The 19,873-nt window shown below is 65.9% G+C and carries 15 protein-coding genes and 4 tRNA genes; 2 read left to right on the top strand and 17 right to left on the bottom strand.

Annotated elements, in window-relative coordinates; all coding sequences use genetic code 11:
* Positions 1–243: 243 nt before the first annotated feature.
* Positions 244–2,280, bottom strand: coding sequence for an NADPH-dependent 2,4-dienoyl-CoA reductase (locus V0R62_RS25940; protein ID WP_330105725.1), 2,037 nt, complete (start codon positions 2,278–2,280; stop codon positions 244–246).
* 206 nt (positions 2,281–2,486) lie between these two features.
* Between V0R62_RS25940 and V0R62_RS25935 the strand changes: the two genes are divergently transcribed.
* Positions 2,487–3,605: a nitrilase-related carbon-nitrogen hydrolase gene (locus V0R62_RS25935; RefSeq protein WP_330105724.1), complete on the top strand. Its 1,119-nt coding sequence runs from the start codon at positions 2,487–2,489 to the stop codon at positions 3,603–3,605.
* A gap of 4 nt (positions 3,606–3,609) precedes the next feature.
* Positions 3,610–4,650: an AraC family transcriptional regulator gene (locus tag V0R62_RS25930; protein WP_330105723.1), complete on the top strand. Its 1,041-nt coding sequence runs from the start codon at positions 3,610–3,612 to the stop codon at positions 4,648–4,650.
* A 205-nt stretch (positions 4,651–4,855) separates the two neighbouring features.
* Here V0R62_RS25930 and V0R62_RS25925 read toward each other — a convergent pair whose 3' ends face one another.
* The 16 genes from V0R62_RS25925 to V0R62_RS25850 form a co-directional block, all read right to left on the bottom strand.
* A complete protein-coding gene (locus V0R62_RS25925; RefSeq protein WP_330105722.1) occupies positions 4,856–5,737 on the bottom strand; it encodes a DUF2242 domain-containing protein in 882 nt (293 codons plus the stop codon).
* 196 nt (positions 5,738–5,933) lie between these two features.
* Positions 5,934–6,010, bottom strand: a tRNA-Asp gene (locus V0R62_RS25920).
* A gap of 141 nt (positions 6,011–6,151) precedes the next feature.
* Positions 6,152–6,228: transfer RNA gene (locus V0R62_RS25915), tRNA-Asp, on the bottom strand.
* Positions 6,229–6,311: 83 nt separating this feature from the next.
* Positions 6,312–6,388, bottom strand: a tRNA-Asp gene (locus V0R62_RS25910).
* A 79-nt stretch (positions 6,389–6,467) separates the two neighbouring features.
* Positions 6,468–6,543: transfer RNA gene (locus V0R62_RS25905), tRNA-Val, on the bottom strand.
* A 261-nt stretch (positions 6,544–6,804) separates the two neighbouring features.
* A complete protein-coding gene (locus V0R62_RS25900; protein ID WP_330105721.1) occupies positions 6,805–7,578 on the bottom strand; it encodes an SDR family oxidoreductase in 774 nt (257 codons plus the stop codon).
* A complete protein-coding gene (locus V0R62_RS25895) occupies positions 7,575–8,786 on the bottom strand; it encodes an O-succinylhomoserine sulfhydrylase (protein ID WP_028690444.1) in 1,212 nt (403 codons plus the stop codon). The genes V0R62_RS25900 and V0R62_RS25895 overlap by 4 nt, the downstream gene beginning before the upstream one ends.
* 15 nt (positions 8,787–8,801) lie before the next feature.
* Positions 8,802–10,307, bottom strand: coding sequence for an amidophosphoribosyltransferase (purF, locus tag V0R62_RS25890; protein ID WP_279885233.1), 1,506 nt, complete (start codon positions 10,305–10,307; stop codon positions 8,802–8,804).
* A gap of 42 nt (positions 10,308–10,349) precedes the next feature.
* Positions 10,350–10,904 (bottom strand): CvpA family protein, encoded by a 555-nt coding sequence (locus V0R62_RS25885; protein ID WP_028690442.1) that lies wholly within the window; start codon positions 10,902–10,904, stop codon positions 10,350–10,352.
* A 267-nt stretch (positions 10,905–11,171) separates the two neighbouring features.
* Complete coding sequence (locus tag V0R62_RS25880) at positions 11,172–11,855, bottom strand: SPOR domain-containing protein (protein ID WP_330105720.1); 684 nt, start codon at positions 11,853–11,855, stop codon at positions 11,172–11,174.
* Entirely contained in the window at positions 11,839–13,146 is a 1,308-nt protein-coding gene (folC, locus tag V0R62_RS25875) for a bifunctional tetrahydrofolate synthase/dihydrofolate synthase (RefSeq protein WP_330105719.1), read from the bottom strand. The genes V0R62_RS25880 and folC overlap by 17 nt, the downstream gene beginning before the upstream one ends.
* Positions 13,146–14,039 carry an acetyl-CoA carboxylase, carboxyltransferase subunit beta gene (accD, locus tag V0R62_RS25870; RefSeq protein ID WP_028690439.1) on the bottom strand — a complete coding sequence of 298 codons (894 nt, stop codon included), beginning with the start codon at positions 14,037–14,039 and terminating at the stop codon, positions 13,146–13,148. The genes folC and accD overlap by 1 nt, the downstream gene beginning before the upstream one ends.
* A 207-nt stretch (positions 14,040–14,246) precedes the next feature.
* A complete protein-coding gene (locus V0R62_RS25865; protein WP_330105718.1) occupies positions 14,247–14,867 on the bottom strand; it encodes a phosphoribosylanthranilate isomerase in 621 nt (206 codons plus the stop codon).
* Positions 14,868–14,926: 59 nt separating this feature from the next.
* Positions 14,927–15,781, bottom strand: a complete 855-nt coding sequence (truA, locus tag V0R62_RS25860) for a tRNA pseudouridine(38-40) synthase TruA (RefSeq protein WP_023632367.1) — start codon at positions 15,779–15,781, stop codon at positions 14,927–14,929.
* A 135-nt stretch (positions 15,782–15,916) separates the two neighbouring features.
* The gene (locus V0R62_RS25855) at positions 15,917–18,565 is read right to left on the bottom strand and encodes a FimV/HubP family polar landmark protein (protein WP_330105717.1); all 2,649 of its coding nucleotides are present in this window, start codon (positions 18,563–18,565) and stop codon (positions 15,917–15,919) included.
* 71 nt (positions 18,566–18,636) lie between these two features.
* On the bottom strand, positions 18,637–19,644 hold the full coding sequence (locus V0R62_RS25850) for an aspartate-semialdehyde dehydrogenase (protein ID WP_330105716.1): 1,008 nt from the start codon (positions 19,642–19,644) through the stop codon (positions 18,637–18,639).
* Between the last annotated feature and the right edge of the window lie 229 nt (positions 19,645–19,873).

Here is a 19,873-nt window from a genome sequence, read left to right as displayed (position 1 = left end):
TGACGGGCATCCATGCCCGTCACCTCCCTCCGCAAGAACTCCGCTCGGCCTCCTGAAGTCGCAATTGGCGGCGCCTGAACTATCGCGCACTTAGAAGCAAGATCAAGATCAAGATTTATGGAAGAGGTGCAGACTACTGGCAATGTTTCTTCAGTTACAGCCACTCACTGAAAAGCCAACTCCCACAGGAAAGGTGTATTACCACCTCAACTGTAAAAGTTGGCTAATCAACGATTCAAACAATCACAGTTCCGCCGCCAACCTCGACCCTTGGTTAATCGCCCGCTTGGCATCAAGTTCTGCCGCCACGTCAGCGCCCCCAATCAAGTGCACTGACTGCCCGGCCGCGAGAAGGCCATCATGCAACTCGCGCAGCGGATCCTGACCGGCGCAGACGACGATGTTGTCCACCGCCAGCAACTGCGGCTCGCCCTCGCCAATCCGTAAATGCAGGCCAGCATCGTCCACGCTCAGGTACTCGACGCTGTTGAGCATCTGCACCTGCTTGTTCTTCAGCCCCGTGCGATGAATCCAGCCAGTAGTCTTGCCCAGCCCATCGCCAACCTTGGTCTTCTTGCGTTGCAGCAGGTACACCTGGCGCGCCGGCGCATGAGGCTCGGCCTTCACCCCGGCCACACCACCACGGGCCACCAAACGCGTATCGATGCCCCATTCCTTCCAGAACGCCTCACGGTCCTGACTGGTGGCCACGCCCTTGTGCACCAGGTACTCGGACACATCGAAGCCAATGCCACCAGCACCGATCACCGCCACCCGCTCGCCCACCGGCTTGCGCTCCAGCAGCACGTCCAGGTAGCTCAGCACCTTGGCGTTGTCGATGCCGGGAATGTCCGGCGTGCGCGGGGCGATGCCGGTGGCCAGGATGACTTCGTCGAACTCGCCGGCTACCAGCGCGGCCACATCAACACGAGTGTTCAAGCGCAGGTCGACACCCGTGGACTTCACCTTGTTGCGGAAGTAACGCAAGGTCTCATAGAACTCCTCCTTGCCCGGCACGCGCTTGGCCACGTTGAACTGCCCGCCGATCTCGCTGGCGGCATCGAACAACGTCACTTCATGACCGCGCTCGGCAGCCACGGTGGCGGCTGCCAGGCCCGCAGGACCAGCGCCGACCACCGCGATACGCTTCACCGCCCGGACCGGCAGATAGTTGAGCTCGGTCTCGTGGCAGGCCCGCGGGTTGACCAGGCAGCTGGTCAGCTTGCCGCCGAAGGTGTGGTCCAGGCAGGCCTGGTTGCAGCCGATGCAGGTGTTGATCTCGTCGCCACGACCTTCAGCGGCCTTGTTGACGAAGTCCGGATCGGCCAGGAACGGCCGGGCCATCGAGACCATGTCGGCATCGCCCTCCGCCAGCACCGCCTCGGCCACCTCCGGGGTGTTGATGCGGTTGGTGGTGATCAGCGGGATCTTCACCGCGCCACGCAGCTTGGCGGTGACCTTGCTGAACGCCGCGCGCGGCACCTTGGTGGCGATGGTCGGGATGCGCGCCTCATGCCAGCCGATACCGGTGTTGATCAGCGTGGCGCCGGCCTGCTCGATGGCCTTGGCCAGCAGCTCGATCTCGTCCCAGGTGCTGCCGCCTTCGACCAGGTCGAGCATCGACAGGCGGAAGATGATGATGAAGTTCGGCCCCACCGCCTCGCGCACCCGGCCCACGATCTCCACCGCCAGGCGCATGCGGTTCTCGTAGCTGCCGCCCCAGCGATCGGTGCGATGGTTTGTGTGGGCGGCGAGGAACTGGTTGATGAAGTAGCCTTCCGAACCCATGATCTCGACGCCGTCGTAGCCGGCGCGCTGGGCCAGGCTTGCGCAGGTGACGAAGTCGCGGATCTGCTTCTCGATACCCTCCTCGTCCAACTCCCTGGGCTTGAACGGGTTGATCGGCGCCTGGATGGCGCTGGGCGCCACCTGTTTCGGGCTGTATGCATAGCGCCCGGCATGCAGGATCTGCAGGCAGATCTTGCCGCCGGCGGCATGCACCGCTTCGGTGACGATCCGGTGCTTGTCAGCCTCTTCCTCGGTGCTGAGCTTGGCCGCGCCGGAATACACACCACCCTCGTCGTTGGGCGCGATGCCACCGGTAACCATCAGCCCGACACCGCCACGGGCGCGTTCGGCAAAGTACGCGGCCATGCGCTCGAAGCCGCCCGGGCGCTCCTCGAGGCCGGTGTGCATCGAGCCCATCAGGGTGCGGTTGCGCAGGGTGGTGAAGCCCAGGTCGAGAGGGGCCAGCAGGTGCGGGTAACGGTCGGTAGCCATGGATGGACTCCACAGGTGGCGTGATCACGGAATGCGGGCGCCTCTACCAGGTCTCTACAGCAGCGTGGCGGGGCCCGTCGTTTGTCTGTGGTCGACATTAAACAGGCGTTTGAACACGCTCAATGATCGAAACTGACAACTTATTGATCCTGCTGCACAGCCGGACTACCCTAAGGCACTCCTTCTGCACAGCGCTGGACCGCTCCATGCGAAAACTGCTAGCCGGCGCCCTGACGCTGGTCACCCTTGCCGCCCTCAGCGGCTACGGCTTCTGGACCCTGCAGCGCCCGGAGGGTCATTACCTGTCCGACCTGCGCATCGAACTGGCCCTCAACCAGGGCGTGCCAGGCGAGCACGGCAACCTGCTGGGGGTCGAGCCGCTGCTGTATCCGGGGGACTACCAGAACCTCACGCGCCTGCACCGCAAGCTCTCGGCATACCTGGAACAGGCCCGTGCCCAGGGCCTGGTCAACCCGCGCACCGTGGTTGTGTTGCCGGAGCATATCGGCACCTGGCTGTGGGCCCGGGGCGAGAAGCGCGAGCTGTACCAGGTCACCCAGCGCAACGAGGCCTGGCAGTGGCTGGAGCTGAGCAACCCGCTGCGCTATGGCCTGGCGATGCTCGCCGCCAGCGGCGACGATCGCCGCTCGGACGCCCACCTGCGTATGAAGGCCGCGCAGATGGCCGCCGACTACCAGCAGGTGTTCGGCAACCTGGCCCGGGAATTCGGCGTCACCCTGGTCGCCGGCTCCATCATCCTGCCCGCGCCCTATGTGGAGAACGGCGTGCTGCGCACCGGCAACGGTCCGCTGTACAACAGCAGCCTGGTGTTCGCCAGCGACGGTTCGGTGCTCGGGCAGCCCCAGCACCAGCAGTACCCCGATAGCGAAAGCCGGCGCTACATCCACGACGGCCAGCAGCATCCGCTGCAGGTACTGCAGACCCCCGCCGGACGCTTGGGCGTGCTGATCGGCAGCGACAGCTGGTACCCCGCCAACTACCGGCAACTGGCCGCGCAATCGGTGCAACTGGTCGCCAACCCGGTGTTCCTCAGCGGCAAGCAGAGCTGGCAGACGCCCTGGCGCGGCAATCGCCACCAGGCCCAGGCCGCCGACCTTCCCCTGCGCCGCGGCGCGGTCAGCGAACAGCGCGCCTGGCAGCAACTGCCCCTTGCCGCCAACACCGGCACGCCGAGCATGAGCGTGTTCATGCGCGGCCAGTTCTGGGAGCTGGGCAGCGACGGACAGGGCTTCGCCAGCCAGGGCGGCACGCTGTGGGTCGGCAACGACAGCCACGGCGCGCGCCTGCTCAACCTGTGGCTGTGACGACATGCCCCGCCCCCGCGTTCGCCTGGGTGAACTGTCGGTAGGTTTCGTCCAGCCCCTGGCCGAGGCGCTGACGGCACTCGGCCATGATCCGCACCCCCTGCTGCTGCGCTATGGCCTCGACGCCAGGCGCCTGGCCGAGCCAGGTGCGCGGCTGTCGATCCCGCGCTACATGCACCTGGGACACGCGGCAATCGCCTTGTCCGCCGAGCCGGCGCTGGGCCTGCACATGGGTCGCCTGAGCCGCCTGGCCCAAGCCGGCCTGGCCGGCGTCGCCGCCGCCCAGGCCCCGACCCTCGGCGACGCCGCCCGTACCCTGCTGCGTTTCGAGCCGCTTTATGCCGCCAACTACCGCGGGCAGTCGAGCTTTCACGAAGACGCCCAGGGCGCCTGGCTGCGGTTCTACTCCATCAGCCCCTACAACGACTACAACCGCTTCGTGGTCGACTCGCTGCTCGGTGGCTGGCTGGCGCAACTCGGCGCACTTGCCGGCAGGCCGGTGCAGGCCGAACGCCTGGAAATCGAGTTCGACGCCCCCGCCTACGCCGCGCAGTACCAAAGCCTGTGCGCAGGCCCGGTGCATTTCGGCGCCACGGCCAACCAGCTGCGCCTGAGCCAGGCCACCCTGGCCCTGCCCAACCCGCAACACTGCCCCAGCACCTGGCAGCACCTCATTCAACTGTGCGAGGCGGAACTGGCCCAGCGCACGCGCGTGCGCAGCCTGGGCGAACGCATCACCCACCTGCTGGGGCCGCTGTTGAACGGTGGGCGCGAGCCGGATCTGGAAGAAGTGGCGCGGCACCTGCAACTGCCGACCTGGACCTTGCGCCGCAAACTGGCCGAGGAAGGCACGCGCTTTCGCAACCTGCTCAACGACACGCGACGCGACCTGGCCGAGACCTATATCCGCGACACCGAGCTGGCCTTCGGCGAGATCGCCTATCTGTTGGGGTTCGCCTCGGCCGAGGCCTTCCAGCGCGCATTCAAGCGCTGGACGGGGCTGACGCCGGGGGAATTTCGCCGCCATCAGCGGCAGGTGGGTTAGAGCTCGGTGGCGTCGTCGGCCGGTTCTGGCAGGTCCAGCTCATAGGCCTGGAATTCGAGCAGTTCTTCCTGGTAATCGTCCATCTTCTCGCCCCTTTGATTCATCGTTCTTTGGTCATTGCGCCAACCTAAGGCAGCGGAATGACCAAATGATTACAGCCCTATGAACGATAAACGTAGCAGGCGCCCGGGAAGTTATCGCCGCGTCAGAGTGGCGCCGGCGCCTGCTCTGCGGCCGGCGCGTCCTGCTGCACCTGGATCGGTGCCGGCTCGACGGGCGGGGCGATGGGCTGCGAGCCCTTGCTGTCGTCCACAATCGGGGCCGCTGGGGCTTCGCTGGCCGGCACAGGAGCCGCTGGAGCGGCAACAGGCGCGGGCGCAGCGGCAGGGGCGATGGCAACCGGAGTCGGTACCGGTGCCTCTGCCACGCTCTCGGCGACCGGCGCGGCAGGCTGCGGCGCAGGTGCCAGGGCAGCGGGCGCAGGCTCTGGCAAGCCCAGGTCGGCGGCCGGTTTTTCCACCTTCGGCTCCGCGGCAGGTTCGGTCTTCTCCGGCTTCTTCGGCTTCGGCAGGTAGCTTTCCACCAGGGCGAAGTAGCGGTCGTAGAACTGCGCGGCGGTGACCGTCTCGCTGGCGACCTTGACCATGGAGTCGTCGGTGGAGCCGATCGGCATCGACACCGAACCCAGCACACCCACGCCAAGGCTGGCGGAGGTGTTGGATTTCTTCAGGGTGTAGCGGTCCTGCAGGGCGTTGGCGAACATGGTCGAGCGCTGCTTGTCGCTCATGTCCGGCACGCAGGTGATATTGAAACTGATCTGCAGGTGGTTCTCGGCGTTCTGCTGAAAGCTCTTGTTGCCAGCGACCTGGTTGGCGTCGCTGCTGGTGATGATGTAGCCCTGGCTGAGCAGCGCGCGCCGCGCCGCCTCGCAGGAGCCCGCCTCGCTGGTGGCGAAACTGCGGGAGAAGGTGCCCGAGTCATCGAAGTTCTCGTGCTCGTAGACGGCGGCCTTTTTCGAGGAACAGCCGGACACACCCGCCAGCACGAGGGCCAGCCCGAGCGCGCCATAGACGGTTGATCTAGACATTGCCAATTCCGGGAAGAAACGAATGGGGCGTATTGTGCAACACATCGATCAGTGGCTGAAACCATTGATCGGTGAAGACTCTGTCAGCTTGGTGTAAATCCTTGCCCACGACTGCGCAAGGTGCTGAAACGAAAAAAGCGACCCGAAGGTCGCTTTCTCGTTGCTTCAAGGTGTTCTAGGGACCTCGAGGCGAAGATGGCGCAGCGGACGGGACTCGAACCCGCGACCCCCGGCGTGACAGGCCGGTATTCTAACCGACTGAACTACCGCTGCGTATCGTTCGGGTTTGCACCCGATTGAAACTGGGATCTGAGCTTTCAAGCGCTGTAGCGCGAAAGCCAGGCACAAAAAAAGCGACTTTGATATCGCCCTTTCTGTTTTGCCTTGAGCGTTCATGGGGCTCTTGGCAGAAGATGGCGCAGCGGACGGGACTCGAACCCGCGACCCCCGGCGTGACAGGCCGGTATTCTAACCGACTGAACTACCGCTGCGTATCGTTCAGGCTTGCGCCTGATTGAAACTGGGATCTGGCCTTGCGGCCTCAGACCGGTGCAAGCACCCACCTGGATAAAAATGGCGCGGCGGACGGGACTCGAACCCGCGACCCCCGGCGTGACAGGCCGGTATTCTAACCGACTGAACTACCGCCGCGCATAGCTGGACTTGCGTCCTGTTCCTCTCTGCCAGTGTGCTTCTTTCGAAAACACTGAACCAGGAACGTCTCAGGAAGTGGTGGGTGATGACGGGATCGAACCGCCGACCCTCTGCTTGTAAGGCAGATGCTCTCCCGGCTGAGCTAATCACCCCCGCGATGTTGCTTGTTGCGTTTGCTTCGCTGAGGCCGCGAAATTTACGCAGGTACCGATGCTAAGTCAATACCCCCATTGAAGTTTTTTTCAAAAAGGGCAAAAAAGCCGGTTGTTCTTGCCGTCCTCATCGCGGGGCAAGCCCGCTCCTGCAACCAGATGCTCACAGCGTGGGAGCGGGCTTGCCCCGCGACAGGGCCGGCACAACCGACAAAAAAGGGGCTCTCGGCCCCTTTCTCTTGCATCTCAACAGGTTACAGCTCAGGTGTAGATCATCTTGCGGGTCATCCCACCATCGACCACGAACTCCTGGCCGGTGACGAACCCCGCCTGGCGCGACAGCAGCCACGCCACCAGCGCCGCCACATCCTCGACCGTCCCTACCCTGCCCGCCGGATGCTGGGCATGATCAGCCTCGGTCAAGGGCTCGGCGCGTCGCTGCGAAGGATCACGGGCATCGATCCAGCCCGGGCTCACCGCATTGACGCGAATCTCCGGCCCCAGGCTCATGGCCAGGGCGTGGGTCAGGGCGACCAGGCCGCCCTTGCTGGCGGCATAGGCCTCGGTGTCCGGCTCGGACTGCCGGGCGCGGGTGGAAGTCAGGTTGACGATCGCCCCACCATGGGCGCGCAGATAAGGTGCACAATGCTTGGCCAGCAGCATCGGGCCATTGAGGTTGACCGCCAGCACCCGGTTCCACTGAGCCAGGGACAGGCTTTCCAGGGTCTGGTTATGCGGGTTGGCGATCGCCGCGTTGCACACCAGCGCATCCAGCCGGCCGAATTGCCCGAGCACCTCGGACACCCCGGCACTGACCTGGGCCTCGTCGGCCACGTCCATGGTGATGAACCAGGCATTGTCGCCCAGGGCCTTGGCGACCTTGGTGCCGCGCGGGCGGTCCAGGTCGCTCAGCACCACCTGCCAGCCCTCGCAGATCAACCAGGCGGCGATGCCCAGGCCGATGCCGCGGGCGGCACCGGTCACCAGGGCTACCCGGCCATTATGGCCGGGTTCGCCACCCTTCCAGTCGATCACAGCGCCGCCAGGCCGCGGGCCAGATCGGCTTGCAGGTCGGCCACGTCTTCCAGGCCGACCGCCACGCGCACCAGGCTGTCACGGATACCCGCCGCCTCGCGCTCCTGCGGGGTCAGGCGCCCGTGGGAGGTGGTCGCCGGGTGGGCGATGGTGGTCTTGCTGTCGCCGAGGTTGGTGGTGATGGAGATCACCCGGGTGGCGTCGATGAAGCGCCAGGCGCCTTCCTTGCCGCCCTTGACCTCGAAGCTGACCACCGCGCCGAAGCCGCTCATCTGGCGCTTGGCCAGTTCATGCTGCGGATGGCTTGGCAGGCCGGCGTAGTGGACCTTCTCGATGCCGTCCTGCTGCTCGAGCCACTCGGCCAGCGCCTGGGCGCTCTCGCAGTGGGCGCGCATGCGCAGCTTGAGGGTCTCCAGCCCCTTGGTGAAGACCCAGGCGTTGAACGGGCTCAGGGTCGGCCCGGCGGTGCGCAGGAAACCCACCACTTCCTTCATCTGCTCGCTGCGCCCGGCCACCACGCCGCCCATGCAACGACCCTGGCCGTCGATGAACTTGGTCGCCGAGTGGAACACGATGTCGGCGCCGAGCTTGAGCGGCTGCTGCAAGGCCGGGGTGCTGAAGCAGTTGTCCACCACCAGCATGGCGCCACGGGCATGGGCGATCTCGGCCAGGGCGGTGATGTCCACCAGCTCGGCCAGCGGGTTGGACGGCGACTCAACGACCAGCAGCTTGGTGTTGGCCTTGATGGCCTTTTCCCAGCCGTTCAGGTCGACCAGCGGCACGTAGTCCACCTGCACGCCGAAACGCTTGAAGTACTTCTCGAACAGGCTGATGGTCGAGCCGAACACGCTCTGCGACACCAGCACATGGTCACCGGCGCTGCACAGCGACATGACCACGGCGAGGATCGCCGCCATGCCGGTGGAGGTGGCCACGGCCTGCTCGGCGCCTTCCATGGCCGCCAGGCGCTCCTCGAAGGCACGCACGGTCGGGTTGGTGTAGCGCGAATAGACGTTGCCCGGCGTTTCGCCGGCAAAGCGCGCGGCGGCATCGGCGGCCGTGCGGAAGACATAGCTGGAGGTCAGGAACAGCGCTTCGCTGTGCTCGGCCTCCGGTGTACGGTTCTGACCGGCGCGCACCGCCAGGGTGTCGAAACCGACACCCTCGAGGTCACTGTCCAGTCGACCGGCATCCCATTGATCGGTCATGCCGTCGCTCCCAAATCAGTTGTTGTACAGGTCGATGATCGCGCTGACCGCTTGGTTCTTCACCTTGGCCAGGTCGTTACGGGCCTGCTCGATGCGCTCGAGGTAGGCTTCGTCGATATCGCCGGTGACATACTCACCGTTGAACACCGCGCAATCGAAATGCTCGATCTTGATCTTGCCGCCACCGACCGATTCGATCAGGTCCGGGAGGTCCTGGTAGATCAGCCAGTCGGCGCCGATCAACTCGGCCACCTGCTCGGTGGTACGGTTATGGGCGATCAGTTCGTGAGCGCTCGGCATGTCGATGCCGTAGACGTTGGGGTAGCGCACCGCAGGGGCCGCAGAGCAGAAGTAGACGTTCTTGGCGCCGGCTTCGCGGGCCATCTGGATGATCTGCTTGCAGGTGGTGCCGCGCACGATCGAGTCGTCCACCAGCATCACGTTCTTGCCGCGGAATTCCAGCTCGATGGCGTTGAGCTTCTGGCGTACCGACTTCTTGCGCGCGGCCTGGCCGGGCATGATGAAGGTCCGGCCGATGTAGCGGTTCTTGACGAAGCCTTCGCGGAACTTGACGCCCAGGTGGTTGGCCAGTTCCAGCGCCGCAGTGCGGCTGGTGTCTGGGATCGGGATGACCACGTCGATGTCGTGGTCCGGGCGCTCGCGCTGGATCTTCTCGGCCAGCTTCTCGCCCATGCGCAGACGCGCCTTGTACACCGAGACGCCGTCCATGATCGAATCAGGACGGGCCAGGTAGACATGCTCGAAGATGCACGGCTGCAGTTTCGGGTTCTCGGCGCACTGCTTGGTGAACATCTGGCCGCCTTCAGTGATGTACACCGCCTCGCCCGGCGCCAGGTCGCGGATCAGGGTGAAGCCGAGCACGTCCAGGGCCACGCTTTCCGAGGCGATCATGTACTCGACGCCTTCGTCGGTGTGACGCTGGCCGAACACCACCGGACGGATGCCGTTGGGGTCGCGGAAGCCGACGATGCCGTAGCCGGTGATCATCGCCACCACCGCGTAGCCACCGACGCAGCGGCTGTGCACGTGGGAAACCGCGGCAAACACGTCTTCCTCGGTCGGCTGCAGCTTGCCGCGCACGGCCAGTTCGTGGGCGAACACGTTCAGCAGCACTTCGGAGTCGGAGTTGGTGTTGACGTGACGCAGGTCGGACTCGTAGATCTCCTTGGCCAACTGCTCGACGTTGGTCAGGTTGCCGTTGTGCGCCAGGGTGATGCCGTACGGCGAGTTGACGTAGAACGGCTGGGCCTCGGCCGAGGTGGAGCTGCCGGCGGTCGGGTAACGCACGTGACCGATGCCGATGCTGCCGACCAGGCGCTGCATGTGGCGCTGCTGGAAGACGTCGCGCACCAGGCCGTTATCCTTGCGCAGGAACAACCGGCCATCGTGGCTGGTCACGATGCCGGCAGCGTCCTGGCCGCGGTGCTGGAGCACGGTTAGCGCGTCATACAGCGCCTGATTGACGTTCGACTTACCGACGATACCGACGATGCCACACATGCGACGCAACCCCTACTTTGATGAAACTTGAGTGAAGAGCGCTCAGGGCTTGGTCGGCCCGAGCAACTGCTCCTTGAACGGAAGGTCAACGGGTGCGCTGACCCCACTGGACATCCACTGGCCGGTGAACCCGAGTATGAGGTTCTTCGACCAGTCGGCTACCAATAGAAATTGTGGTATCAGGCGCGATTCCTGCCACCACGGATCCTGTTGCACCGGTCCCAGGCTCAGCAGCCCGACCGCCACCACCACCAGCAGGCCCCCGCGCGCGGCGCCGAAGGCCATGCCGAGGAAGCGATCGGTACCGGACAGCCCGGTCACGCGAATCAGCTCGCCGATGAGGAAATTGAGCATCGCCCCGACCAGCAGCGTGGCGACGAAAAGAATCGCGCAGCCGGCGATGACTCGCGCGGACGGCGTCTGGATATAGCTTTCAAGGTACTGCGAAAGCGACCCGCCGAACATCCAGGCCACCGCGCCGGCGACAATCCAGATGAGCAGGGACAAGGCTTCCTTGACGAAGCCGCGCTTGAGACTGATCAGTGATGAAATGGCGACGATCGCGATGATCGCCCAATCAACCCAGGTAAATGCCACGGTGTTGCCTGCCGACGTTTGAGGCGGCGCATTTTACCAGAGCAAGGGGGCTTGGGGTAAGCGGAATGTCAGGTGTTTGAAGGGCTGCGGGCTGACTCTGGGGACAGCTTTACGCCCTGAAACAGACCGCCTGGCCTACGCGGAGTCTGTAGGAGCGGCCTTGTGCCGCGAAAGGGCTGCGCAGCAGCCCCAAGGTGTGAGCGAGGGCCGCGTTGCGGCCCTTTCGCGGCACAAGGCCGCTCCTACAGAGGGGGCGCGAGATGGGCGTCAGCCACGCTCCGGCTGGAAGCGCACCACGATGCCTTTGAGGTTCTGCTGGCGATTGATCACATCACGCAGGCGCTCGGCCTCGGCGCGCTCGATCAGCGGCCCGACGAACACCCGGTTCATGCCGTCCGCCGAACGGATATAGGCGTTATAGCCCTGGCTGCGCAAGGTTTTCTGCAGGTTCTCGGCACCGGCCCGGTTGGACAGGCTGGCCAGTTGGATCGACCAGCTCACCGGCAAGCCGTTGGCATCGATCTTCGACGGCACGGCCGGCTTGGCGGCAGGAGCGGCGGGCGTCGCGCTCGGCGCAGGCGCCGGACGCGCCTCCACCTTGGCCACCGGCGGCGTCGGCACCGGCGTCTGCGGCTTGGGCTGCACGGGCGGCGCCACGGTCGCCACCGGCGCGATGGGCTGGCTCGGTGTCGTCACCGGCGCCGTGGACTCGTTGACCACCACTGGCGGCTGCTCGTTCTGCTCCGGCAACGGCTGCGGCTCCGGCACCTGGACCGGCTCCACCTGCACCTGGGGCAGGTTGGGCATGGCCGGCGCCTCCGGTGCCTCGACACGCACCTGGCGCATCTCGTCCTCGCGAGTGAACAACATCGGCAGGAAGATCACCGCCAGCGCCACCAGCACCAGCGCACCGACCATGCGCTGCTTCATCCCTTTATCCAGCACTGCCATCTACTCCATCCTCGGGGACCTGCCGCTCGAGCCAGGCCAGGGCCTCGCCGACGCAGAAAAACGAACCGAACAGCAGGATCTGGTCATCCGCCGTCGCCTGGGCGCACTGCCCTTCGAGGGCAGCCGCGACACTGGCGTAAGACTTCACCGTCGCACCGAGGTTCGTCAAGGCATCCGCCAGCTCCGCGGCCGGGCGACTACGCGGCGTGTCCAGCGGCGCCACCGCCCAGTCGGCGACCTGATCACGCAGTGGCGCGAGCACACCGGCCAGATCCTTGTCTGCCAACAGGCCGAACACCGCCAGGCGCCGCCCCTTCACCGGGCGTGCCGCCAGCCGGCGGGCCAGGTACTCGGCAGCGTGCGGATTATGGCCGACATCCAGCAACAGCTCCACGCGCTTGCCTTGCAGCAACAGCTCACGCCGGTCGAGACGACCGGTGATACGGGTGTCCAGCAAGGCCTGGCGAACCTTGCCGCTATCCCACGGCAGGCCCGTCAGCAGGAAGGCCTGCAAGGCCAGGGCGGCATTCTCCATGGGCAGGTCGAGCAACGGCAGGTCGCGCAGTTCAACGGGCGAACCGTCGAGCTGGCGACCACGCCAATGCCATTGGTCGACGCTACTATCCAGGTCGAAATCACGCCCGCGCAGGAAGAACGGGCAACCCAGCTCGCGCACCTTGTCCAGCAAAGGCTGCGGCGGATCCAGGTCACCGCACAGCGCAGGCTTGCCTTGACGGAAGATCCCCGCTTTCTCGTAGGCCACCGACTCGCGGCTATCGCCCAGGTAGTCGACATGGTCGACGCCGATACTGGTGACCAGCGATACGTCGGCATCCACCAGGTTGACCGCGTCCAGCCGACCACCCAGGCCGACCTCGAGCACCACCGCGTCCAGCGCGGACTGCTTGAACAACCAGAACGCCGCCAGGGTGCCCACCTCGAAATAGGTCAGCGAGATCTCGCCACGCGCCGCTTCCACCGCGGCGAACGCCTCACACAGGCGCTCATCGCTGGCCTCGCGGCCTTCGATCAGCACCCGCTCGTTGTAGCGCAGCAGGTGCGGCGAACTGTACACCCCGACCTTGAGCCCCTGGGCGCGCAGCAATGCGGCCACGAAGGCGCAGGTCGAACCCTTGCCATTGGTGCCGGTCACCGTTACCACTCGCGGCGCCAGCTTGCCCAGCCCCAGGCGCGCCAGCACCTGTTGCGAGCGTTCCAGGCCCATGTCGATGGCCGAGGGGTGCAACTGTTCGAGGTAGGCGAGCCAGTCGCCCAGGCTGCGCTGGTTCATCACGCGACCGCAGCGACCTCTTTGGCCGCTTCCGGGGTCGGCTGGCCGGTCATCTGCGCCAGCAGGCGAGCCAGACGCGGACGCAGCTCGTCACGGGAGATGATCAGGTCGATGGCGCCGTGCTCCAGCAGGAACTCGCTGCGCTGGAAGCCTTCGGGCAGTTTCTCGCGCACGGTCTGCTCGATCACGCGCGGGCCGGCGAAGCCGATCAGCGCCTTCGGTTCGCCGACGATCACGTCGCCGAGCATCGCCAGGCTGGCCGAAACGCCGCCGTAGACCGGGTCGGTCAGCACCGAGATGAACGGAATACCTTCTTCGCGCAAGCGCGCCAGCACGGCGGAGGTCTTGGCCATCTGCATCAGCGAGATCAGCGCTTCCTGCATGCGCGCACCGCCGGAGGCGGAGAAGCAGACCATCGGGCAGCGGTTTTCCAGGGCGTAGTTGGCGGCGCGCACGAAACGCTCGCCGACGATGGCACCCATGGAACCGCCCATGAAGGAGAACTCGAAGGCGCTGACCACGATCGGCATGCCCATCAGGGTGCCGCTCATGGAGATCAGCGCGTCCTTCTCGCCGGTCTGCTTCTGCGCGGCGGTCAGGCGGTCCTTGTACTTCTTGCCGTCACGGAACTTCAGGCGGTCGACCGGTTCCAGGTCGGCGCCCAGCTCGGCACGGCCTTCTGGATCGAGGAAGATATCGATGCGCGCGCGGGCGCCGATACGCATGTGGTGGTTGCATTTAGGGCAGACGTCGAGGGTCTTTTCCAGCTCCGGGCGATACAGCACGGCTTCGCAGGACGGGCACTTGTGCCACAGCCCTTCCGGTACCGAGCTCTTCTTCACCTCGGAACGCATGATCGAAGGGATCAGTTTGTCTACCAACCAGTTGCTCATGCTTGCTTTCTCCAGTATTGGCCGGGGAGACCTGCGTGGCCCCGCCCTGCCCTTGAGCTCAAATTCTTCTGTAAAGCGACGATGGACCGGCTACAACCGCCCCACCTCCAATTCTTCCCCGGCATGCCCCGCGCTCTGGCGCGGCCTGGCAGCACCGGGCTGCGAAAGCTATGGACGATGGCGCGCGGCCAGCCGTCACATCCGCGTTCACGCGTGCTTCACCGCCTGCATGAAGGCTTCGATCTTTGCCGCATCCTTGATGCCCTTGGCCTGCTCCACACCGCCACTGACATCCACCGCGTACGGGCGCACCTGGCGAATGGCCTCAGCAACGTTGTCGGCCGACAGGCCACCGGCAAGGATGATCGGCTTGCTCAGGCGCTGCGGAATCAGTGACCAGTCGAAGGCCTCGCCGGTTCCCCCCGGCACGCCCGGCACATAGGCGTCCAGCAGGATGCCGCGGGCGCCTGCGTAATGCCGGCATGCGGCCTCCAGGTCATCCCCAGGACGCACCCGCAGGGCCTTGATCCAGGGGCGGTGGTAGCCCTCGCAATCGGCCGGGGCCTCATCGCCGTGGAACTGTAGCAGGTCCAGGGAAACCACTTCGAGGATCTCGTTGAGCTGGCAGCGCGAGGCGTTGACGAACAACCCCACGGTGGTCACGAACGGTGGCAGCGCGTCGATGATCGCCCGCGCCTGGCGCACGTCCACCGCCCGCGGGCTTTTCGCATAGAAGACGAAACCGAGGGCATCGGCGCCGGCCTCGACCGCGGCCAGGGCATCCTCGATACGGGTAATCCCGCAGATCTTGCTGCGAACATTGCTCATGGACGGCGAACCTTGGGTGATCGGGAAAGCGTCGATGGTAGCAAATGACCCGTGCCCCGTCAGTCCGCCAGCGCCTCGTAGCCGGTAAGAAAGTGTGGGCCGATGTAACGCTGCGGCAACGCGTATTCTTCCGGATACTCCACCTGCACCAGGTAGAGGCCGTAAGGGTGCGCGGTCACCCCGCCGTCACGGCGGTTGCGCCCTTCCAGCACCTCGCGAGCCCACTCCACCGGACGCTCGCCGGCGCCGATGGTCATCAGCACGCCGGCGATGTTGCGCACCATGTGGTGCAGGAACGCGGTGGCGCGCACGTCCAGCACGATCATCCGGCCGTGACGGGTCACACGCAGGTGGTGGATATGCTTGATCGGCGACTTGGCCTGGCACTGGCTGGCGCGGAAGGCGCTGAAGTCATGGGTGCCCAGCAGATACTGCGCGGCCTCGGCCATGCGCTCGACGTCCAGCGGGCGGTGGTTCCAGGTCACTTCCTCGGCCAGGTGCGCCGGGCGGATCGGGTCGTTGTAGATGACGTAGCGATAGCGCCGCGCGGTGGCCTTGAAGCGGGCATGGAAGTGCGCGGGCATGGGCGCCGACCAGACTACGCTGATGTCGTGGGGCAGGTTGAAGTTGGTGCCCAGGGTCCAGGCGCGCTCGTCGCGCACGGCGCGGGTGTCGAAATGCACGATCTGCCCGCAGCCATGGACGCCGGCATCGGTACGCCCGGCGCAGATCACCGAGATCGGCTCGTTGGCCACCGTCGACAGCGCCTGCTCCAGGGCCTGCTGGACACTGGGCACGCCGCTGGCCTGGCGCTGCCAGCCGCGGTAGCGCGAGCCTTTGTATTCCACGCCCAGGGCGATGCGGGTGTAGCCTTCGGCGGCCGATTCGGCGGCGGCGGTGTCGATGATGTCCAAGAGCGGCAAACCTGATGCTGAAACGAAAGGCGGGAGTATACCGGCAAACCGTGCAGGGGCCGAAATGATCGCGGGGCAAGCCCGCTCCCACGTGTTCTGTGGGAATGGGCTTGCCCCGCGCGGTGTAACGTCGCCTCAGACCAGGCGCGAGAGCATCTCGTTGGCTTCCTGGCGCTGGCTGTCGTCGCCGTCCTTGACCACTTCGTCGAGGATGTCGCGAGCACCCTGGTGGTCGCCCATGTCGATGTAGGCGCGGGCCAGGTCGAGCTTGGTGGCCACTTCGTCGGCGCCGGAGAAGAAGTCGAAGTCCAGGTCGTCCAGCGGCTCGGGCTCCAGCGCCGCGTCCTCGGCAGTGAACTGCGGCTCAGGCTCTGCCGCCGGGACATCGAGGTTCTGCGACAACTTGTCGAGTTCGGCGTTGACGTCGTCCAGTTCCGAGGCGAAGTTCTTCGCCGCCGGCGAGTCGTCGTCCAGCGACAGCGACAGGTCGAAGTCCTCGGGCAGCTCCAGCTCGGAGATCGGGTCGAACTCCGGGATGGCCTCGAAGGCCGCCAGCTCCGCCGCCACGTCCACCGGCGCTTCCTCGCTGTTGACCGGGGCGACCGGTTCTTCGGCGACATCCAGGTCGAATTCGGCCAGGTCGTCGACGTTCTGCGGCGTCGCCTGGGCCTGGGCGAGCAATGCCTCAAAGTCGTCGTCGGCATCGGTTTCGGCAACCGCAGGTGCGGGCTCGGCCTGGATCTCGGGCGCTTCGACAACCAGGTCCTCAAGACCGGCCAGGTCCAGGTGGTCATCTGCCGGCAGGTCATCACCCAGACTCAGGTCGAAGGCACTGTCCAGGTCGTCCCCCTCGACGATCGGCTCAGGCTCAGGCTCCGGCTCGGCCGCCACTACCGACTCCACGACGAGTTCCGGCGCGCTTTCGCCCAGTTCCAGCGCCTTGTCCTGCAGCAAGTCCTGGACATACTGCTCATCCAGCTCGGCGGCCAGGGCCGCGGCCCCGGCTGCGCCTGCCGCCACCGCCGCGACACCCAGCATGGCCGGGAAGCGCTCCTTGAGCGCGGCGACTTCGGCCTGGTTCGCGTCATTGACCGCCAGCTTGCGCTCCTGGCCGGCGAAGGCGTCCTGGTCGCCCTGGCGGGCATAGACTTCCATCAGCTTCAGGCGCAGGTCGCTGCGCTGCGGCTCGGAGGCCACCGCCGCTTCCAGCAGGTCGGCGGCATGGTTGAGACGACCACGGGCCAGGCTGTCCTCAACTTCGGCCAACAGCGCGGCACGCGGATCGACCGCTGGCGCGGCGGCTTCAACGGGAGCCGCAGGCTTTTCCGCGGCAACGGCCGCAGCAGCCGAGGCCGCCACCACCGCAGGTGACAAGGTCACGGTCGGCGCCGACACGTCGAGGCCTTCGAAGCTGCTGGGTGGCAGCTCCAGGTCAGGGCCGCGCTCACCGTCCTCGGCCAGGGCACGCGCCATGCGCAGGTGCTTTTCAGCTTCCTGCTGGGCCTTGCGCTTACGCGCCAGGAGCAGCAGCAACAGCAGCAGGACCAGGAACGCGGAACCGGCGATCAGCCCCAGCAGCAGCGGATTGCCCAACAACTGGTCGAGCATGCCGGGCTCTTCGCTGGGCGGTGCTTCGGCGGCCACGTCCTGCGGCGCGGTGTCGGTGGCGGCGGGCGCCGGCGCGACCACCGGCTCGGCCGGGGTCAGCTGGGCGTTCACCACCGGTTGCGACGGGGCCGGCTCGCCCGGCAGCGCGCCAGCCGGTGGCTGTGGTGCCGCAGCGCCCTGGGCTTCCAGGCGCGCCAGTTGGTCGTTCTTCAGCTCGATCAGACGCTGCAGCTTGTCCAGCTGGCTCTGCAGGTCGACCATGCGGCTCTTGAGTTCTTCGTTGTCGCGACGGCTGGTGTCGAGGCTTTCCTGGGCCACGGCCAGCTTGTCGCCCAGCGCCTTGGCCTCACCGGCCGCGCCCTTGCCACCCGGCGCTACCAGGCGCAGGTTGTCGCCCTGGGCGATGCGTGCCGGCGCGGCGCCGGCCTCGCCACGGCGGGTGGCGTCCAGTTGCCGAGCGCGCGGACCAAGGCGACGGCCTTCGCGCCAGGCGGCGTACTGCTCGGCCACCTCACGGTTGGCCTGGGCCTGGGGAATGCTCTGCGCCTGCTGCTGATCGGGCAGGCGCAGTACCTGGCCGGTCTTGAGCTGGTTGATGTTGTTGCCGATGAAGGCATCCGGGTTCAGCGCCTGGATGGCCAGCATGGTCTGCTGGATCGAGCCGCCGTTGCTGTTGCGCGCGGCGATCTGCCAGAGGGTGTCGCGGCGCTTGGTGGTATAGCTGCCCGCGCTGACCGCCGGGTTGATGTTGGCCTGGGTCGGCTGGCTGCCCTGGGCCTGGGCCTGGTCGAGCAGCACGCTGTAGTCGCGCATCAGGCGGCCCTGGGGCCACATGACCTGGACCAGGAACTTGACCACCGGCTCCGGCAGCGCCTTGCTGGAGGTAACCCGCAGCACGCTCTTGCCGTTGGGGTTGATCACCGGCGTGAACGTGAGGTCTTCGAGGTACGGCGGGAAGGCCACCCCGGCCTTGGCGAACTCTTCCGGCGACGCCAGGCTGGGCGCCATCTGCGCCGCGGTGAGGTCGCGCACGTCGAGCAGTTCGATCTCGGCATCCAGCGGCTGGTTCTGCGCCGACTTGAGGGTCAGCTCGCCCAACCCCAGAGCGTTCGCCACGCCGGACGACAGCGCCGAGGCTGCCGCGATGGCCAGAACCAGTTTGCGAATTCGAAGCATGAACTCTTCCCTTGTATGAAACGTCCCGAAAACCTTTGCGCGGCGCAGGACAAAATTGCTCGCAGTATCTTTTACGCCATGTGTTTTATCAACAATTGTGCCGCCTGCACGGCATTCAGCGCCGCGCCCTTGCGCACATTGTCGGTGGTCAGCCACAGATTCAGCTGCTGGTCTTCATCGACACCATGGCGTACACGACCAACATAGACCACGTCCTGGCCCACTGCGTCACCAACCGGCGTCGGATAATCCCCCGCTTCGACCAGTTCGATGCCGTCGGCGGCCTCCAGCGCAGTGTTGACAGCAGCCAGATCGACCGGATTGCGGCTTTGAACGGCCACACTGAAGCTATCGCCGAAAAACACCGGGACTTGAATGCAGGTCACGGAAATCTTCAGCTGCGGCAGGTCGAGCACCTGACGCAGCTCGCCGACCAGGCGGCGCTCCACGGCCGTGTGGCCCTGATCGTCGGGGGTGCCGACCTGGGGCAGCAGGTTGAAGGCGACCTGGCGATCGAAGAAGCGCGGCTCCAGCGGGCGTGCGTTAAGCAGCTCGGCGGTCTGCCGGGCGAGCTCGCTGACGGCCTCCCTGCCTTGCTCCGAAACCGCCAGGCAGGCATTGACCTGCACGCGCTCGATATCGAGCAGCCCCTTGAGCGGCGCCAGCGCCACCGCCAGGGCCACCGCACCGGCGCTCGGACTGGTGATCAGCGCGGGCTGCGTGAGCTCGGCGATGCGCTCGCCGTTGGCTTCCGGGACCAGGGCGGTGGCGCCGTCCAGGGCGCCGGACAGGTCGATCACCGCGCAACCGGCGGCGCTGGCCTTGGGCGCGAAGCTGCGGCTAACGGCGGGGCTGGCGGCGAAGAACACCAGTTGCGCCTGGGAGAAGTCGAAGCTGTCCACTTCGCGGACTTTCAGCTTCTTGCCGGCGAACATGACGCTGCTGCCGGCGGATTCCATGCTGGCCAGCAGGTGCAGGGTGGAGACCGGGAAGGCCACTTCCTCGAGGATCTGGACGAGGGATTCACCGACGGTGCCGGTGGCGCCGACTACGGCGATGTCTAGGGCGGGGGTGGTCATGGGATCGGTTCCTTTCTGCGGGGGTACGGCGGGGGAGCGGCACTTTACTTGGATTGTGGGGTGGGCGGGAGGTTCGGGTTCGGGTTCGGGTTCGGGTTCGGGTTCGGGTTCAAGAGTGTGGGTTTTGATTTCTTTATGCGCATTCGTAGATGATGTCGACATCTAGTCACCTTTTCGCCCTTACGGCGACCTACTTTTGCTCTTGGGCAAAAGTAGGCAAAAACCGCTG

The organism is Pseudomonas carassii (assembly GCF_036324045.1).
GTDB lineage: Bacteria > Pseudomonadota > Gammaproteobacteria > Pseudomonadales > Pseudomonadaceae > Aquipseudomonas > Aquipseudomonas peradeniyensis.
This window is presented reverse-complemented; position numbering and strand designations above follow the sequence as displayed.

Coding starts and splice junctions, on each gene's coding strand:
- V0R62_RS25940 (WP_330105725.1), bottom strand. CDS start 2,280: ATGGCTACCGACCGTTACCCGCACCTGCTGGCCCCTCTCGACCTGGGC.
- V0R62_RS25935 (WP_330105724.1), top strand. CDS start 2,487: ATGCGAAAACTGCTAGCCGGCGCCCTGACGCTGGTCACCCTTGCCGCC.
- V0R62_RS25930 (WP_330105723.1), top strand. CDS start 3,610: ATGCCCCGCCCCCGCGTTCGCCTGGGTGAACTGTCGGTAGGTTTCGTC.
- V0R62_RS25925 (WP_330105722.1), bottom strand. CDS start 5,737: ATGTCTAGATCAACCGTCTATGGCGCGCTCGGGCTGGCCCTCGTGCTG.
- V0R62_RS25895 (WP_028690444.1), bottom strand. CDS start 8,786: ATGACCGATCAATGGGATGCCGGTCGACTGGACAGTGACCTCGAGGGT.
- purF (WP_279885233.1), bottom strand. CDS start 10,307: ATGTGTGGCATCGTCGGTATCGTCGGTAAGTCGAACGTCAATCAGGCG.
- V0R62_RS25880 (WP_330105720.1), bottom strand. CDS start 11,855: ATGGCAGTGCTGGATAAAGGGATGAAGCAGCGCATGGTCGGTGCGCTG.
- folC (WP_330105719.1), bottom strand. CDS start 13,146: ATGAACCAGCGCAGCCTGGGCGACTGGCTCGCCTACCTCGAACAGTTG.
- accD (WP_028690439.1), bottom strand. CDS start 14,039: ATGAGCAACTGGTTGGTAGACAAACTGATCCCTTCGATCATGCGTTCC.
- V0R62_RS25865 (WP_330105718.1), bottom strand. CDS start 14,867: ATGAGCAATGTTCGCAGCAAGATCTGCGGGATTACCCGTATCGAGGAT.
- V0R62_RS25855 (WP_330105717.1), bottom strand. CDS start 18,565: ATGCTTCGAATTCGCAAACTGGTTCTGGCCATCGCGGCAGCCTCGGCG.
- V0R62_RS25850 (WP_330105716.1), bottom strand. CDS start 19,644: ATGACCACCCCCGCCCTAGACATCGCCGTAGTCGGCGCCACCGGCACC.